Annotated in this window: 14 protein-coding genes; 9 read left to right on the top strand and 5 right to left on the bottom strand. The window is 72.0% G+C overall.

Features of this window, described 5'->3' with window-relative positions; genetic code table 11:
• Window positions 1-16: 16 nt before the first annotated feature.
• Window positions 17-601: a TetR/AcrR family transcriptional regulator gene (locus tag KXC43_RS30560; protein ID WP_221379658.1), complete on the bottom strand. Its 585-nt coding sequence runs from the start codon at window positions 599-601 to the stop codon at window positions 17-19.
• Between the two features lie 82 nt (window positions 602-683).
• Here KXC43_RS30560 and KXC43_RS30555 point away from each other — a divergent pair, with 82 nt between their 5' ends.
• The 5 genes from KXC43_RS30555 to KXC43_RS30535 all read left to right on the top strand — a co-directional run bounded on the left by KXC43_RS30555 (window position 684) and on the right by KXC43_RS30535 (window position 6,102).
• The gene (locus KXC43_RS30555) at window positions 684-1,904 is read left to right on the top strand and encodes an MFS transporter (RefSeq protein WP_221379657.1); all 1,221 of its coding nucleotides are present in this window, start codon (window positions 684-686) and stop codon (window positions 1,902-1,904) included.
• Between the two features lie 90 nt (window positions 1,905-1,994).
• On the top strand, window positions 1,995-3,587 hold the full coding sequence (locus tag KXC43_RS30550; protein ID WP_221379656.1) for an alpha/beta hydrolase: 1,593 nt from the start codon (window positions 1,995-1,997) through the stop codon (window positions 3,585-3,587).
• Between the two features lie 233 nt (window positions 3,588-3,820).
• Window positions 3,821-4,408 (top strand): TMEM165/GDT1 family protein, encoded by a 588-nt coding sequence (locus tag KXC43_RS30545; protein WP_221379655.1) that lies wholly within the window; start codon window positions 3,821-3,823, stop codon window positions 4,406-4,408.
• A 30-nt stretch (window positions 4,409-4,438) separates the two neighbouring features.
• Window positions 4,439-5,356, top strand: coding sequence for a cyclase family protein (locus KXC43_RS30540; protein ID WP_308129323.1), 918 nt, complete (start codon window positions 4,439-4,441; stop codon window positions 5,354-5,356).
• 44 nt (window positions 5,357-5,400) lie between these two features.
• On the top strand, window positions 5,401-6,102 hold the full coding sequence (locus tag KXC43_RS30535; RefSeq protein ID WP_308129322.1) for a tetratricopeptide repeat protein: 702 nt from the start codon (window positions 5,401-5,403) through the stop codon (window positions 6,100-6,102).
• Here the strand turns inward: KXC43_RS30535 and KXC43_RS30530 are convergent.
• From KXC43_RS30530 to KXC43_RS30520, 3 genes are read right to left on the bottom strand one after another with little or no spacing between them, the layout of a single operon-like run.
• Window positions 6,099-7,130, bottom strand: a complete 1,032-nt coding sequence (locus KXC43_RS30530; RefSeq protein WP_221379653.1) for a lysylphosphatidylglycerol synthase transmembrane domain-containing protein — start codon at window positions 7,128-7,130, stop codon at window positions 6,099-6,101. The genes KXC43_RS30535 and KXC43_RS30530 overlap by 4 nt on opposite strands.
• Before the next feature lie 40 nt (window positions 7,131-7,170).
• Window positions 7,171-8,379, bottom strand: a complete 1,209-nt coding sequence (locus KXC43_RS30525; RefSeq protein ID WP_221379652.1) for a hypothetical protein — start codon at window positions 8,377-8,379, stop codon at window positions 7,171-7,173.
• Entirely contained in the window at window positions 8,376-8,903 is a 528-nt protein-coding gene (locus KXC43_RS30520; protein WP_221379651.1) for a SigE family RNA polymerase sigma factor, read from the bottom strand. Before KXC43_RS30520 ends, KXC43_RS30525 begins: the two co-directional genes overlap by 4 nt.
• A 375-nt stretch (window positions 8,904-9,278) precedes the next feature.
• Between KXC43_RS30520 and KXC43_RS30515 the strand changes: the two genes are divergently transcribed.
• Both KXC43_RS30515 and KXC43_RS30510 read left to right on the top strand, forming a co-directional pair.
• Window positions 9,279-10,565 (top strand): NAD(P)/FAD-dependent oxidoreductase, encoded by a 1,287-nt coding sequence (locus tag KXC43_RS30515; protein WP_221379650.1) that lies wholly within the window; start codon window positions 9,279-9,281, stop codon window positions 10,563-10,565.
• Between the two features lie 98 nt (window positions 10,566-10,663).
• On the top strand, window positions 10,664-11,404 hold the full coding sequence (locus KXC43_RS30510; RefSeq protein ID WP_255645110.1) for a LamG-like jellyroll fold domain-containing protein: 741 nt from the start codon (window positions 10,664-10,666) through the stop codon (window positions 11,402-11,404).
• Here KXC43_RS30510 and KXC43_RS30505 read toward each other — a convergent pair.
• Window positions 11,401-12,618 carry a glycoside hydrolase family 18 protein gene (locus KXC43_RS30505; protein ID WP_308129321.1) on the bottom strand — a complete coding sequence of 406 codons (1,218 nt, stop codon included), beginning with the start codon at window positions 12,616-12,618 and terminating at the stop codon, window positions 11,401-11,403. The two genes, KXC43_RS30510 and KXC43_RS30505, sit on opposite strands and share 4 nt — an antisense overlap.
• A gap of 125 nt (window positions 12,619-12,743) precedes the next feature.
• Between KXC43_RS30505 and KXC43_RS30500 the strand changes: the two genes are divergently transcribed.
• Entirely contained in the window at window positions 12,744-14,849 is a 2,106-nt protein-coding gene (locus KXC43_RS30500) for an alkaline phosphatase family protein (RefSeq protein WP_221379649.1), read from the top strand.
• A 7-nt stretch (window positions 14,850-14,856) separates the two neighbouring features.
• Window positions 14,857-15,978 (top strand): hypothetical protein, encoded by a 1,122-nt coding sequence (locus tag KXC43_RS30495; protein WP_221379648.1) that lies wholly within the window; start codon window positions 14,857-14,859, stop codon window positions 15,976-15,978.
• Window positions 15,979-16,111 lie beyond the last annotated feature (133 nt).

Below are 16,111 nucleotides of genomic sequence, written 5' to 3'. Positions count from 1 at the left end.
GTGCGAGGCGAGTTGGTCAGAGGGTGGCGGTGGCCAGCAGCATGGTGGCTATGTCGCGGGCCATGAGGGCGGCCTTCGAGTCCTTGTCCATGCGCCCGCCGACCGATGCGCCGTCGTAGAGAACGACCAACTGGTCGGCCAGCGTGGCCGGGTCTTTGGCGCCGGCGTCGCGGGCCAGCTCGAAGAAGAGGCCACGAGTCCACGCCCGGTTGGCGTTCGAGACCAATTCGATCGCGCCGCCGGGGGTCGACTCGGCGCTGGCGTTGTAGAAGGGGCAGCCCCGGAAGCCGGGCGTGCCGGTCAGCTCGGCGAGCACCTCGAACACGCCGAGCAGGCGGTCGCGGGGGTCGTCGTAACGCTCCAAGCCGGCCAGCAGGCGGGTGCGGCGCAGCGCGTGCCGGCCCTCCAGGTAGGCCCGGACCAGCTCCTCCTTGCTGCCGAAGGTGCTGTAGAGCGAAGCCTTGGCGACGCCGGCGCGCTCGATGACGCGGTCGATGCCGACGGTGTGGATGCCCTCGGCGTAGAAGAGCTCGTCGGCGGCGGCCAGAAGCCGGTCGCGGGCCGACGGCTTGCGGGTGGTGGAGGGTGACGCAGCGGACATGACGTTGACGATAGCAGACAGACCTGTCTAGTCTCGTCCGGTCAGACAGACCTGTCTGTTAGATCTTTCGGAGGCACCCTCCATGACCACCCTTGCCGACGCTCCGCCGTCCGTCCGCAACCGGCGGCTGTCCCGCCCGGTCGCGTTCGCAGCGATTGCCGCGATCTTCGTGACGTTCTCCGCGGCATCTGCGGCACCGTCTCCGCTGTACGTCGTCTACCAGCACCTCTGGAGCTTCTCGGCGACCACGCTGACCGCGGTCTTCGCCGTCTACGTGGTCGGCCTGATCGGCTCGCTGCTGGTTCTCGGCGCGCTCTCCGACCACATCGGCCGCCGTCCCGTCCTCGCGGCGGCGATCGCGCTCGAGGCCGTCTCGCTCGTGCTCTTCCTGACCGCCGGCGACGTCGGCATCCTGCTCGCCGCGCGGCTGATCCAGGGCATCGCCACCGGCGCCGCGATGACCACGCTGGGTGCGGCCCTGGTCGACCTCAATCCGCCGCACGCGCCCGGCCGGGCCGGTCTGATCAACGGACTCGCCCCGGTCGCCGGTCTGGCGGTCGGCGCGCTCGGCACCGGCGTCCTGGTCCAGTACGCACCCTCGCCCACCCACTTCATCTGGGCGCTGCTGCTGGCCGGCATGGTGCTGGCGGGCATCGTCGTGGCCCGCATCCCCGAGACCTCGGCCCGTCGCCCCGGCGCCGCCGCCTCGCTGGCACCCCGGCTCGGCGTTCCGCCCCGGCTGCGCGGCGACCTGTTCGCCCTCGTCCCGATCATCGTGGCGAGCTGGGCCATCGGCGGGCTCTACCTCTCGCTCGGCCCCTCGGTGGCGGCCGGCGTGTTCGGGATCGGCAGCCACCTCGTCGGCGGCCTGGTGGTGACGCTGCTCTGCGGGACCGGCGCGCTGACCTCGTTCCTGCTGCGCAACGTTCCCACCAAGCGCGTCCTGCTGCTGGCCGGCAGCCTGCTGACCGTCGGCGCGGCGATCAGCGTGACCGGCCTGGAGCTGGGCAGCGCGCTCCTGGCTGCCATCGGCACGGTGATCTCCGGCGTCGGGTTCGGCGCCTCTTCGCTGGCCTCCTTCGGCACGCTGGCCGTGCTGGCCGCCCCGCACGAGCGCGGCGAGCTGTTCGCGGTGGCGCTGGTCATCGCGTACGTGGCCTTCAGCGTTCCGGCCGTGATCGCCGGCTTCGCGGCCACCTCGGCCGGCCTGCACGACACGGCTCTGGTCTACGGCCTGGTCGTGGCCGTGCTCGGCGCGGCCGCCCTGGTCGCTCAGCAGATGCGGAAACGCGTCACCGCGTAGCCGCTCTTTCGTGGCGCTCCGGCGTGGGCGGTCCCCATCAGGCCACCCACAGTCCACCATAGTGGGGCGTAACGGACACGAGAGGCTGGCATGAGACGACTTCTGGCGGCGGCCACCACGATCGCCCTGACGGTGATCGCTGCCCCGGCAAGCACCGCCCAGGCAGGTCCGCAACAGTTCAGCCCGGCGGGCCGGATAGCGCCGACGATCAAGTGGAGCGCCTGCGCCGAGTCGGCCCTGCGGCTGCGCAAGGCCGAGTGCGGAATGCTGTCCGTGCCGCTCGATCACGCCGCCCCGGACGGCGAGAAGATCCAGATCGCGGTGTCCCGGATCAAGCACACCGTCGCCGAGGCCAAGTATCAGGGCGTCGTGCTGGTGAACCCGGGTGGACCGGGTGGCAAGGGCCGGGCCCTGTCGGTGATGGGTGCGCTGGTGCCCAAGGGGGCCGGGGCCGCGTACGACTGGATCGGTTTCGACCCGCGCGGAGTGGGGGCCAGCAAGCCGTCACTGAGCTGCGACGCCGGCTACACCGGCTACAACCGGCCGGCCTACGTGCCGACGACGCCCCAGATCGAGCGCGCGTGGCTCCAGCGGGCCGAGGGCTACGCGCGGGCCTGCGGCAAGGCCGGCGGCAAGCTGCTCGAACACCTGAAGAGCCTCGACACCGTACGGGACATGGACCTGCTGCGTCAGGCGCTGAACGCCCGTCAGATCAACTACTTCGGCTTCTCGTACGGCACGTACCTGGGCCAGGTCTATGCCACCCGGTACCCCGAGCGCGTGCGCCGCATGGTGCTCGACGGCAACGTCAACCCGGCCCGGGTCTGGTACGACTCGAACCTCGACCAGGACATCGCGTTCGACCGCAACATCAAGATTTACTTCCGCTGGATCGCCAAGAACCACCGGGCGTACCGCCTGGGCCGGACCGGCCGCGAGGTGGAGCGGCGCTTTTACGCCGAGCAGAAGAACCTGGCCCGCAAGCCGGCCGGCGGCAGGATCGGCCCGTCCGAGCTGACCGACATCTTCCTGCAGGCCGGTTACTACACCTTCGGCTGGGACGGGATCGCCCGCGCCTTCAGCGACTGGGTGCGCGACGGCGACGCGTCCGGGCTCCGCACGCTGTACGACACGAACAACCCGCAAACCAAGGACGCGGACAACAACTACGCGGTCTACCTCGGGGTGCAGTGCACCGACGCGGAGTGGCCGCAGAGCTGGACCAAGTGGACAGCCGACAACTGGGAGGTGCACCGCAAGGCGCCGTTCGAGACGTGGGCCAACGCCTGGTACAACGCGCCCTGCCGGACCTGGCCGGCTCGCAGCGGGATTCCGGTGACCGTGTCGGGTGAGACCGTCCCGCCGGTGCTGCTGATCAGCGAGACCCTGGACGCGGCCACCCCGTTCAGCGGCAGCCTCGAGGTCCGCAAGCGGTTCCCGCGCTCGGTGCTGGTCGAGGGCGTCAACGGCACCACCCACTCGGGTTCGCTCTCCGGTAACAGGTGTGTCGACGACACGATCGCCGACTATCTGGCCACCGGCAAGCTGCCGAAGCGGCTGCCGGGCGAGCGCTCCGACAAGCGCTGCAAGCCGATCCAGCCGCCGGCCGCCGTCGCGGCGACCAAGGCCAAGCGGGCGCCGGGACCCGTCGAAGAGGTGCGGAAACTCATCACCGGCCGGTGACAGTGATCACGGCCCCCGCCCGACGGCGGGGGCCGTTGGCTATGCTCGGTTCCGCGAAGGGGAGTAGCTCCCAATGTCGCGGTCGACATACTGACTCCTGACTCGTTCCGGGGTCCGGCCGTGCGGCCTTTCACACAAGGCGAGCGAGACCTTCGACTTGGCTGTCACACAACGGCCGGGTCGAGGCCGCCCTGCGCTTCTTCTTCCCGGTCTTCGAATCGGGAGAGTTATCTGTGGAAGGCTTCCTCGCCGCGACCGCGGTCAGTTTCGCGGTGATCTTCGTGGCCGAGCTGGGCGACAAGTCCCAGCTCATGGCGATGACGTTCGCGACCCGTTTCAAGACCCTTCCGGTGCTGATCGGCATCACCGTGGCCACCGCGATCGTGCACCTGGTGTCGGTCGGCATCGGCTACGGTCTCGGCGCGACGCTGCCGACCGGCTGGATCAACCTGGTCGCGGCCGTCGCGTTCCTCGCCTTCGGCGCCTGGACGCTGCGCGGCGACAAGCTGACCGACGACGAGAAGACCAAGGCCGAGCGCAGCACCGGCTCGGCGATCCTGGCCGTCGGCGGCGCGTTCTTCCTGGCCGAGCTGGGCGACAAGACCATGCTGGCCACGATCACGCTGGCCACCCAGTACGGCTGGTTCGGCACCTGGCTGGGCTCGACGGTCGGCATGGTCGCGGCCGACGCGCTGGCCATCGTCGTCGGTCGCATGCTCGGCCGGCACCTGCCCGAGAAGGCCATCCGGTACGGCGCGGCCGCGCTCTTCGCTATCTTCGGCATCTGGTTGCTGATCGAAGCGATCATCGAGCTGCGATAGGGGAACGGCGTGCAGCAATATCGGGCGGAAGTGACGGCCGAAGTCACCTTCACGACGGGCGGTCGCCTGCAGACGCAAGGCCTGCGGGTGGAGGTGCCGCACCTGGAGGTCACCGAGGCCGATCTGGTCCGGATCCTGGTCGGCTCGCTCGGGCTGCGCGACGTCGAGCGGGTCGAGCTCACCGGCGTACGCACGTTCGCCGAGCCGGCGGCGCCCGGCTCGCCCGATCCGGCCCCGCGGCTGCGGTTCGTCGAGCTCAGCCACGTGATCACGGACGGCATGACGACCTATCCGGGCATGGCGGCGCCGGCGATCACTGTCCACCAGAGCTGGGAGCAGTCACGCCCGCACTACGCCCGGGGCACCGAGTTCAGCCTCGACCGCATCGAGATGCTCGGACAGACGGGCACCTACCTGGACGCGCCGAGGCACCGCTACGACGGCGGCACCGACCTGGCCGGAATGCCCCTGGAACGGCTGGCCGACCTGCCCGCCGTCGTAGTGCGCACGGCCGGCAGCGGGCGCCGGGCAGTCACCGAGGCTGATCTCGAGCCGCTCACCGTGGCCGGGCACGCGGTGCTGCTGCACACCGGTGGCGACCGGGGCTGGGGCACGCCCGAGTACTCCGTCGACGCGCCCTACCTGACCGGCGAAGCAGCCGCGTTGCTGGTCGAGCGGGGCGCCGCGCTGGTCGGCATCGACTCGGTCAACCTCGACGACGCCGTGCCCGGTGGCGAGCGACCGGCACACACCGTGCTGCTGGCGGCGGGCATCCCGGTCGTCGAGCACCTCACCGGCCTCGAGAACCTGCCGCCGCACGGTGCGCGCTTCACTGCCGCGCCGCCGCGGATCACGGCTTTCGGCACGTTCCCGGTGCGGGCGTACGCGCAGGTGCCGTACTACGAGCCGCACGATCACACGAGGTCGGCGGGCTGGCAGCCTTCCTGACGCCGAACGCTCAAATCCGGCCCGAATCGGCCGAAGTGGTCTACGTGACCGCTAACCCCCTGCGGGCCGACCCCGACCAGCGACTCGACGCCGATGGGCCCGCGCCTGCCGGCCCGCGTGCCTTCAACAACCGTACCGAGGTGGCCTTCGCCCAGGCCGCCACCCTCTTCGAACAGCTCGAGCTGGAGCAGGCCGTCGCCGTGCTCCAGCCCGTGCTGGCCACCGAGCCCGCGGCCCGGGAGGGCTGGATCCTGCTGGCCCGGCTGAGGCTCGCGATGGACGACGCCCCGGCCGCCCTCGACGCGGCCGACCGGGCCATCCGGCTCGACCCGGGCGACCCGCGGCCGCTCGCCCTGGCGAGCCGCGCGCTCACCGTGCTGGGCCGGCACGAGGAAGCTGTCACGATGGCCTACCGGGCGGTCATCGCCGAGCCACGCAACGCGCTCTGGCACGACCGGGTGGCCTGGGCGCTGCTCTCGGCCGAGCGGCAGATCGCCGACGCCGAGCAGGCTGCCCGCACCGCGATCGGGCTCGACCCGACCGAGGCGCATTACTACTACACGCACGGCGTGACACTGGACGCGCTCGGCCACCTCGACCAGGCGCGCCAGGCGCTGCTCATCTCGCTGCGGATGGAACCCGAGAACCCGGTCGCCCAGCACCGGCTGGCCGTGCTCAACGGCGAGGCCGCACGCCCGGCCGACAACAAGAAGCGCGGCTGGCGACTGTTCGGCCGGAAAGGCTAGGCGGCCGCGCGGTACTTGTAGCGGATTCCCAGCCACACCAGCCAGCCCAGGCCGATGATGAAGCCGAAGCTGATCACGCGGTAGAGCACGACCGCGGCCACCGCGTAGCCGCTGTCCAGGCCGCCCGCGACCAGGCCCAGCACCAGCGCGGCGTCGACCACGCCGAGGCCGCCGGGCACGATCGGCACGCTCGCCGCGGCCATCCCGGCGCAGTAGGCGATGACCAGGCTGACCGGGTTCACCTCGCCGGCGCCCACCGCGACGCAGCACAGCCACAGGCAGAACGCGTCGAAGAGCCAGTTGAGCAGGGCGAGCACCACCGCGAAGGCGAAGCTCGCCGGGCGGACGCGCACCTCGCGCAGCTGGTCGACGAAGCCGACCAGCCGGGCGTGGCCGTGCTCGGGCGGTCGCCGCCGCACCCGGTTGACCCCGCCCAGCAGGGCCCGCACCGGGCGGTCCAGCAGGTGCGGGTGTTCGGCCAGCTGGCGTACGCCGAACGCCACCGCCACCGCTCCGATCGCGTAGCCGGCCAGCGAGTGCCAGCTGCCGGTGTTGCGGGTGAGCAGGCCGCCGACCGCGCCGATCACCACCAGGGCGCCGGCCGACAGCACCCCGCTGAGCGCGATGCACCACGACGCGACGGCGGGGGAGACCCCGTACCGCCGGAGCTGCTGGAAGTTGAACGTGGTCGAGAAGACCGGGCCGCCCGGCAGCGTGGCGCTCAGCGAGTGGGCCGCGTACGCGGTGGCGACGTGCTTCTTCATGCTGACCTTGGTGCCCGCGCCGCGTAGCAGGGCGCGCTGCATGCGGGCGTACGTGCCCATCGAGGCCAGTTCGGCCGCGAGCGCCAGGGCCACCCAGTCCCACTCGGGCGCGCGCAGCTGGGCGAGGGCCGTGGCCAGCGACGACCAGCCCAGCGCCAGCTCGACCCCCAGCACGACCACGACGATGGCGGCCACGGCGGGCCCCCGCCGCCACCACGGCGGCGCCCCGCTCGTCGCCCGGGCGGTCGGCTGCTGCACGGCCATCGAGATCATCGTCGCACTCCCGGCGGGAGCGCGCCGGACATCAGCGGGTGTAGGCCAGCAGATCCAGGTCGCGCACCGACTCGGGCTCGGTGGCCTGCACCTTGAGCGTGTTGTCGGGCCCGAACAGCGACAGCACCCGCCGGCCGTCCTCATCGGTGCGGACCAGCAGGTTGCCCTCGGCGTCGAAGACGGCGCCCACCACCGAGCCGCGGACGGGCAGATCCTCCAGCTGGCCGGTCGACGTGTCGACGATCGTGTCGGCCGTGTCGGTGCCGGTCGTGTTCTCGCCCGTGGTCTGCAGCGGCACGGTCACCCGGCGGCCGGTGACGTCGACGCTGGTGGGCTTGCAGGCGGCCAGGCCGTCGGGGTTGTCGCGGGTCTGGGTGGCGCCCAGCACGGGCACGCTGGTGCTGGTGTCGGCATCGCCCTCGGTCAGTTTGAGGCCGCAGTACGAGGTCGCGTAGACCAGCGTTGTGCCATCGCCCGACCAGCGGAAATGCTGTCCGGCAGCGAGCCCGGCGGGCAGCGGCGTCACCGTGCCGGTCTCGACGTCGAGGATGCCGGGCGCGGAGTCGAGCTCGGTCGCGTCGATCAGCAGGCGGTCGCCGCCGGGCGACCAGACCGGCGCCTGATCGGCGGCGACCACGCCCGCCAGCACCTGTTCCGGCTCGCCGCCGGCCTCGCTGATCAGCAGCGTGCCGTCGGACACGTAGGCGACCCGGTTGCCGTCGGGTGAGATGCCGACCGAGGACGGGGCGTCGCGCAGCACCACCTCGTGCGCGCCGTCGTCCGGTGACATGCGGACGACGTCGGGCCGGCTGTCGCGTTCGGCGTAGAAGACATGGCCGGTCATGTCGGAGAGCGCGCGCGACTGCGGCTTGGCCGGGCGGGGCTTCTTCGTGGGCCGGCCGCCCTGGTCGCGCTGGCGAGCGGGGACAGTCGCGGACGCGGACGTGCGGGTCGGCTTGGCGCTTCGCAGGGGCGGTGCCGCCACTGAGGACGGCCGGGCCGCGGCCGAGGACTGCGGACGGGCCGCGACCGGGACGTCGGCCTGCTTGTGCTGCGGAATCTGCCACAGCCCGCTGGCCAGCACCCCGAGCACGAGCACGGCGGCACCCGTGCCGACGGTGGCCTCGCGGCGGCCGATCCGGCGCGACCGGTGCACGGCCCGGTCGTACATGTCGGTGGGCTCGACGACGTCGGCCAGGTCGCGCAGCGAGGACCGGAGCCGGTCGTGATCGGCGCTCATCGGCCACCCTCCGGCACGTCGGTGAGTACCCGCAGGTCGGGCAGCAGGGCACGGAGCCGGTCGAGAGCACGGCCGGTCTGGGTCTTGACCGTGCTGACCGACACGCCGAGCATCTGGGCCGCCTCGGCCTCGGTGTGGTCCTCGAAGAAGCGCAGCACCACCACGGCCCGCTGCTTGGCGCTGAGCGTGAGCAGGGCACGGCGTAGCACCAGGCGCTCGACAGCGGCGTCGGCCGGGTCGTCGGCGCCCCGGCGGAGATCGGGCTCGAAGTCGGCCGGCAGCACCTCGGCCACCTTGGGGCGGCGCCAGATGGACACCTGCGCGTGGTACATGACCTTCCGGGCGTACGCCTCGGCGTTCTCGGCCCGGTCGAGGCGCGGCCAGGCCCGGTGGGTGCGGGCGAGCGCCTCCTGCACCAGGTCTTCGGCCAGGTGTTGATCTCCGGTCAAAAGGTACGCCGAGCGCAACAATGCGTGCGTCCGCGTACGGACGAAATGCGCATAGTCGGCCTCGCGGGCGTCCATTCGAAGGTGTCCGTTCGAGGTGTCGAGGGAGACGTGAGCGTACCCAGGCGGCTCAAGGACCGCGCTGCCGGTCACGTCCTCCCCCTTCACCCCGCGCGGGCCGGGCGATGCCACCCCGTGTGGGCACCGACCAGCGACTTCACCGTGCAGTGCCTCCCCGTGAGGGCACTGTTCGGCGCCATACCAGACGCCGAACCATCCCTTGCCGGACGACAACCGTTCGGCCCATTTTTGAGATCGGCCGAACGGTCAGCGAAACGGAGGCGCTCGAATGTCACGCCGCTCACATCCCTGGTGACGCCGTTTTCGGTAGCGTCGGTCGGGCATCGGTTCGCTCGGCGGGCGTCGGTGGCGCCCAGGAGGGAAGGAACCTGAATGGCACGCCCTCGCATCGTGGTCGTCGGGGCCGGTTTCGCCGGTTTCACCGCGGCCCGCACCCTGGCCAAGCTGTCCCGCGGCGGCGCCGACATCGTGGTGATCAACCCGACCGACTACTTCCTCTACCTGCCGCTGCTGCCCGAGGTCTCGGCCGGCATCCTCGAACCGCGCCGGGTCACCGTCTCGCTTCAGGCCGCCCTTCCCGGCGTGCGCCTGGTGCTGGGCGAGGTCGAGGGCTTCGACCTCGACAACCGCACGGTCACCTTCGTCGACCCCGACGGCCGGGCCGGCTCGATCGGCTACCACCGCCTGGTGATCGCGGCCGGCAGCGTCAACAAGCTGCTGCCCGTGCCCGGCGTGACCATGTACGCGCACGGCTACCGCGGCATTCCCGAGGCGCTCTACCTGCGCGACCACATCACGCGCCAGATCGAACTGGCCGTCAACGCCACCACCGAGGAGGAGCAGCGCGCCCGCTGCACGTTCGTGGTGGCCGGCGCCGGCTACACGGGCACCGAGGTGGCGGCGCAGGGCGTGCTCTACACCGACGCGCTCACCGCCGAGCGGCCCGACCTGCGCGACAAGGTGCGCTGGCTCCTGCTCGACACCGCCGACCGGGTGCTGCCCAGCCTCGACGAGCGCCTGGGCGACGCGGCCGACGCCGTGCTGCGTTCGCGCGGTGTCGAGCTCCTGCTGCGGACGAGCGTCAAGGAGGCCACTGAGGACGGCGTCCACCTGTCCACGGGCGACTTCGTGCCCACCCGCTCGCTCATCTGGTGTGTCGGCGTGCGTCCCGACCCGGTGGTGGCCGACCTCGGTCTGCCGCTCAACAACGGCCGCCTGGTGGTCGACGAGTTCCTGAGCGTCCCCGGCCACCCCGACGTGTTCGCGATCGGCGACGCCGCCGCCGTGCCCGACCTGACCCGTCCCGGCGAGCTCACCGGCATGACCGCGCAGCACGCGACCCGGCAGGGCACGGCGGTCGCCCGGAACATCGCGGCCTCGTACGGGCAGGGCCGCCGCCGGCCCTACAAGCACTACGACCTCGGCTTCGTCGTCGATCTGGGCGGCCTCGACGCGGCGGCCAACCCGCTCGGCGTGCCGTTGACCGGGTTCCCGGCCAAGGTGGTGACCCGCGGCTACCACCTGCTCTCGATGCCGGGCAACCGGGTGCGGGTGGCGGCCGACTGGCTGCTCGACCTGCTGCTACCCCGGCAGGGGGTCCAGCTGGGCCTGGTGCGGGGCGCCGCCGTCCCGTTGGAGAGCTCCACGGTGTCGGGCTGACGCCTGTTCGGGGGATTAGTCCGTTCAGTCGAGTGGTCCGGACGGATGGCCGGTAGTGCCCGAAGGGTTACAAACAGTTCACAAGCCATAATTAGGACATGGGATCCAGGTGGTTCGGCGGAATGGCCGTGGCTGTCTCGGCCGCTGTCGTGGTGAGCACGGGTGCCCCCGTGTCCGCGCGGAGCCGACCGGCAGACCGCGGTGACACGACGTCCGTGGTGATGGCCCGGTACGCCTTCAACGGGCACCCGATACTCGACGAATCCGGCCGCGGTCACACGCTGCGGATCATCTCGGGCCACGGCGGCGTCGTCCGCAAGGTCGCGCACGGGCAGGGATCGGCACTGCTCTTCCCGTCCCGGTGCCTGCTGCGCATCTGCCCGCACGTGGCCCTGCAGACGCCGTCGACGCCCGACCTCAACCCGGGCGCCCGTGACATCTCCTTCGGCGCCGACGTCTATCTGAGCCCGACGCAGACGAGCAAGGGCCAGAACGTCATCCAGAAGGGCTTCTCGAAGACGAGCAGCCAGTGGAAGCTCCAGATCGACGGCGTCGCCGGGCACCCGAGCTGCGTGCTCGTCGGCGACCGGCTGCGCCGCATCCGGATGGCCACCAGCACGGTCACGGTGGCCGACGGCCGCTGGCACCGGGTGCGCTGCTCCCGGGTCGGCGGCGTCCTGGCCGTCTTCGTCGACAACCTCCTGCGCGGCCGCACGACCGTCCCGGCCTCGCTCTCGGTCACCAACAACCGCCCGATGAGCATCGGCGGCAAGGGCGCCTTCGCCGACAACGACCAGTTCAACGGCGCCCTCGACAACGTCTGGGTGCAGGTCGGCTAACTTTCCCTCGGGCCGGCGAGGCCGTCGGTCACCGCGGTGAGCAGCTCCGCCTTCGCGGTGTCGCCGGAGAGCTCCCAGGCGAACGCGCCGCCCAGGGCCTTGCTGCGGGCGTACGCCATCTTGCCCTTGATCGTTTCAGGGGTGTCGTAGGACCACCACTGGGAGCCGCAGTGCGCGTAGGCGGTGCCGCCGGCCGTTCCGGTCGGCGGGCACCGCTTGACCAAGGCCTCGTAGTCCTCCAGGCCCTTCTCGTAGCGGCCGGCGGCCGGGCCGCTCGCGTCGCCGCCCGGTCCGGCGGCCGAGACCCCCGTCCAGCCCCGGCCGTAGAAGCCGATGCCGAGCAGCACCTTCGACGGCGGGACGCCCAGCCGCAGCAGCTCCTCGATGGTGGTCGTGGTGGTCGCCGTCTCGCGGGGAATGCCGGGATACGAGGTCAACGGCGAGTGCGGCGCGGTCTTCTGCGCCTTCCGCGCCGGGTCACCGCCGGTGCCGAAATAGTCGTACGTCATGGCGCTCAGCCAGTCCGCGGCGCCGGCCGCCGTCCGGTAGTCGGTGGCGGTCAGCTTCTTCACGTCGGCCGGCACGGCGGCGGTGATCACCGAGTCCGGGCCGAACTTCGCCCGCAAGGCGCCGAGCATCCGTGGCAGCGCCTGCGGCCCGCTCTTGTCGCAGCTCAGGCCGCAGGCGTTCGGGTACTCCCAGTCGACGTCGATGCCGTCGAAGACGCCCGCCCAGCGCGGGTCCTCGACCAGGTCGTGGCAGGAGGCGGCGAACGCCTCCGGGTCGCGGGCGGCCTGGGTGAACCCGGCCGAGCCGGTCCAGCCGCCGAACGACCACAACACCCGCAGCCCGGGGTGCTTCTGCTTGAGCTTGCGCAGCTGGCCGAGGTTGCCGCGCAAGGACGCGTCGCGCTGGTCGGCGACCCCGTCCACGCTGTGTGCGGCCTCGATCGGCTTCTCGTAGTCGGCCCAGCGGTCCGCGGCGGTGCACCGGCCCCCGGTGACCTTGCCGAACGCGTACAGCAGGTGGGTGAGCCGGCCCGCCGCCCCGCTCGCGTCCAGGTCCTTCACCTGGAAGTCGCGGGCGTAGACGCCCCAGCCGGTGAAGTACCCGACCACCTTGGCCGGGGGCGCCGGGGCGGGTTCCTCCTCGGGGGCGCCGCAGGCGGCGAGGCCGAGGAGGATAAGGATGATCAAGACGAATCGGGCGCGCACCGCTCCGAAGCTATCCGGGCCGGACAAGCCGGCCCAGGTGATCACCCGTCCGGGTGTACGCCCGGGCCCGGGTGATTCCGCGCACGGTCGGTCACCACCGGCCGTGGTTGTGCGATCGTTTGCCGGTGGCCATCAGCCCCCACGAACCCGCCTCCGTTCCAGTCGTCCGCAGCTGGCGCGCCGAACTTCGCGTCCTGTTGAGCTGGCGCCGGATCCTCAACCGGCTCCGAGCCGTGCTGCGCAGCGCGCTGGTGACCTTCGTCGTGCTCACCGTCACGCTCTGGCTGATGCCGGGCGTCGAGAGCAACGACATCGTCGACACGCTGGGCCTGGTGGCGATCGTCGCCGGGGTGGGCGCCGTGCTGCGCCCGCTGCTGCTGCTGGGCATCACCGCGCTCGGCGGCTGGGGCGCGATGCTGCTCGGGGTCATCGCCCAGGTCGTGGTCATCGTGGTCGCCCTCGAAATCGACCCGGCCAACCGGATCAGCGGCCTGCCCTCGCTGGTGGTCACCGCGATCCTGGCCGTCGTGTTCGCCGCGATCGTCGACTGGATGGCCGACAGCGGCACGGAGGACACGTTCGTGCGCGAAGCCCGGCGGCTGATGCGCGGCGTGCGCCGCCGGCAGTCCCGGCTCGCCGGCGGTCCGCTGCTGACCTTCCGCCGGCCCCGCCCGGGCACCGAGCCCGGGCTGCTGATGGTGCAGCTCGACGGCCTTTCCGAACCGGTGCTGCGGTGGGCGGTACGTGCCGGAAACCTGCCCACGCTCGGCCACTGGCTGCGCTCCGGCAGCCACACCATGCGCGGCTGGCACACCGGCCTGCCCTCCACCACGCCCGCGTCCCAGGCCGGCATCCTGCACGGCGCGACCCGGCAGATCCCGGCGTTCCGGTGGTTCGAGAAGGACACCGGCAAGCTCATGGTGACCAACCGCCCGCGTGACGCGGCAGTGCTCGAACCGCGGCTCAGCGACGGTCGCGGCCTGCTGCGCGACGGCGGGGTGAGCATCGGCAACGCGTTCAGCGGCGACGCGGCGGTCAGCCTGCTCACGGTGAGTCACGCCGCACTGCCCGGGCGGTCGGCGCGCGGCTGGGCGGCGTTCATGGCCTCCCCGTACGGCTTCACACGCGCCCTCGTCCTCGGTGTCGGCGACGTCTTCACCGAGCTGCACCAGGCCCGCCTGCAGCGCCGCCGCAACCTGCAACCCCGGGTGAGCCGCTCCGGCGCTTTCCTGGCCCTGCGGCCGGCCTCGATGCTGCTGCGCGACGTGAACGTGTCCCTCGTCGCCGAGCAGATGGCCCGCGGCGCCCCGGCCATCTACTGCGACCTGGTCGACTACGACGAGGTGGCGCACCACGCCGGCCCGGCCCGGCCCGAGTCGATGCGCCAGCTCGAGAGCCTCGACCGCATGCTCGGCGTGATCGAACGGCTGGCCCCCGAGGCAGCCCGCCGCTACCACCTGGTGGTGCTGTCCGACCACGGGCAGAGCCAGGGCGCCACGTTCAAGCAGCGCTACGGCGAGACCCTCGACGAGGTGGTCGAGCGGTTCTCGGCCCCGGGCCACGCCGACGCGCCCTCGACGCCCGCCGAGAGCGAGGCCACGCGCGAACCGGACTTCCCCGAGTCGCCGCTGGCTCCGCTGCTGGTGGTCTCGTCGGGCAACCTGGCGCTGATCTATCTCACCCGCTACACCGAGCGGCTCGACCGGACCGCGATCGACCGGGCCTACCCGCGGCTGGTGAACGGCCTGGCCGCCCACCCCGGAATCGGCCTGGTGATCGTGCGGACCGCGGACGGGCCGGTCGCGCTGGGCGGCTCGGGCAGCCACCGGCTCGTCGACGGCGTCGTCGAGGGGGTCGACCCGCTTCTGCCGTACGGGCCCCGCGCCCGCCACGACCTGCTGCGCCACCAGGAGTCGGTCCACATCGGCGATCTGGTCCTGATCAGCTGCGTCGACCCGGTGACCGAAGAGGTGGCCGCCTTCGAGGAGCTGGTCGGCTCGCACGGCGGCCTGGGTGGCTGGCAGACCGACGCCGTGCTGGTGCACCCGGCCCGCTGGCCGGTCACCGAGAACGAACTCGACGGCCCGGACGCCGTGCACCGCCAGCTGGTCGAGTGGCTGGCCATGCTCGGTCTGCGCACTCAGCCGCCGGCTCTCGAGCCGTTCGCCGAGCAGCCGGACCTCTTCGACGATCAAGATCGGGCGAGACTTTCCCGGACGCACGACGGTTAGGCACTTTGTGCCTCGTCTTCTCCTCTTCCTGGTCGCCCTGATCGCTCTGCTCGTTCCGTCGTCCGCCGCGCCCGCGGCCACCCCGCAGGTCCGGTCCACCGCACCCACCTTCAACGGCGGCGTCTACGCGATCGCCCACCGCGGGGCGACGGTGTACGTCGGGGGCTCGTTCACCGCGGCCACGGTGGCCGGGCGCACCTACCCGCGCGAGCGGCTGGCCGCCTTCGACTCGCGCACCGGCAGGCTGCTCGACTGGGCGCCCCGAGCTGACGGCGTGGTGCGGGCCCTCGCCGCGACTGCGGACAGCGTCTACGTCGCCGGCGGCTTCCACCGGATCGACGGCGAGGCCCGCGACTCCCTGGCCCGCGTCCACCCCACCAGCGGCGACCTCAAGTCGTTCCGGCACACCCTGGCCGGCACGGCCTACGCGCTCGCCGCCGGCAACGGCCGCCTCTACCTGGGCGGCAGCTTCACCGACGTCTCGGGCCAGAAGCGCAGCAACCTGGCGGCCTTCTCGCTGACCACCGGCGTGCTCGACCCGCGCTGGCGCCCGGCCGCCGACGACACCGTGCACGCGCTCGCGGTCACCGGCCCGCGGGTCTACCTCGGTGGCGGCTTCCACACCGTCAACGCGGTCAAGGGCACACTGCGGCTGGCCGGCGTCAACGGCGTGAGCGGGATCGTCGAGCCCCGGTTCCGGCCGCGGGTGCCGGCCGAGGTGCGGGCGATCTCGCTGGACCCGCTGGGCGTGCACGTCGCCACGGCGGGCCGGGGCGGACGGGCGATCGCGTACGGCTGGACGGGCGCCCTGCGCTGGCAGCGGGTGTTCGACGGGGACGCGTCGGCGATCGTCACCACCGGGGGCATCACCTACGTCGGCGGCCACTTCGACAGCGCCTGCGTGACCGAGCGGAACGGCCTCAAGGGCGGCTGCGTGGACGGGGCCCGGGCGCGCTTCAAGCTGGCCGCGGTGACCTCGAAGGGCCAGCTCACCGGTTGGGCGCCGACCGCCAACGGGGTAATCGGCGTCCGCGTGCTAGCCGTCAACCACGTGGCCGGCACCATCGAGGCGGGCGGCGACTTCACGATGATCAACGGCCAGGACCGCCGCCGGTTCGCCGCGTTCTAGGTTCTGCTTCGTAGTTGGGGTGGGAGCCGCAGCCCCGCCTCAACTACGAAACAGAACCTAGCTTGAGTTTTAACCCGTGCGGCGGGGTCGAGGGGTGGTCGTGGGCTTCTTGGATTGTGTGTCGCTCTGAGGT

This window comes from Paractinoplanes polyasparticus, from assembly GCF_019710575.1.
Lineage (GTDB): Bacteria > Actinomycetota > Actinomycetes > Mycobacteriales > Micromonosporaceae > Actinoplanes > Actinoplanes polyasparticus.
The sequence above is the reverse complement of the archived record's forward strand: the minus strand, read 5'-3'. Positions and strand labels throughout refer to the sequence as shown.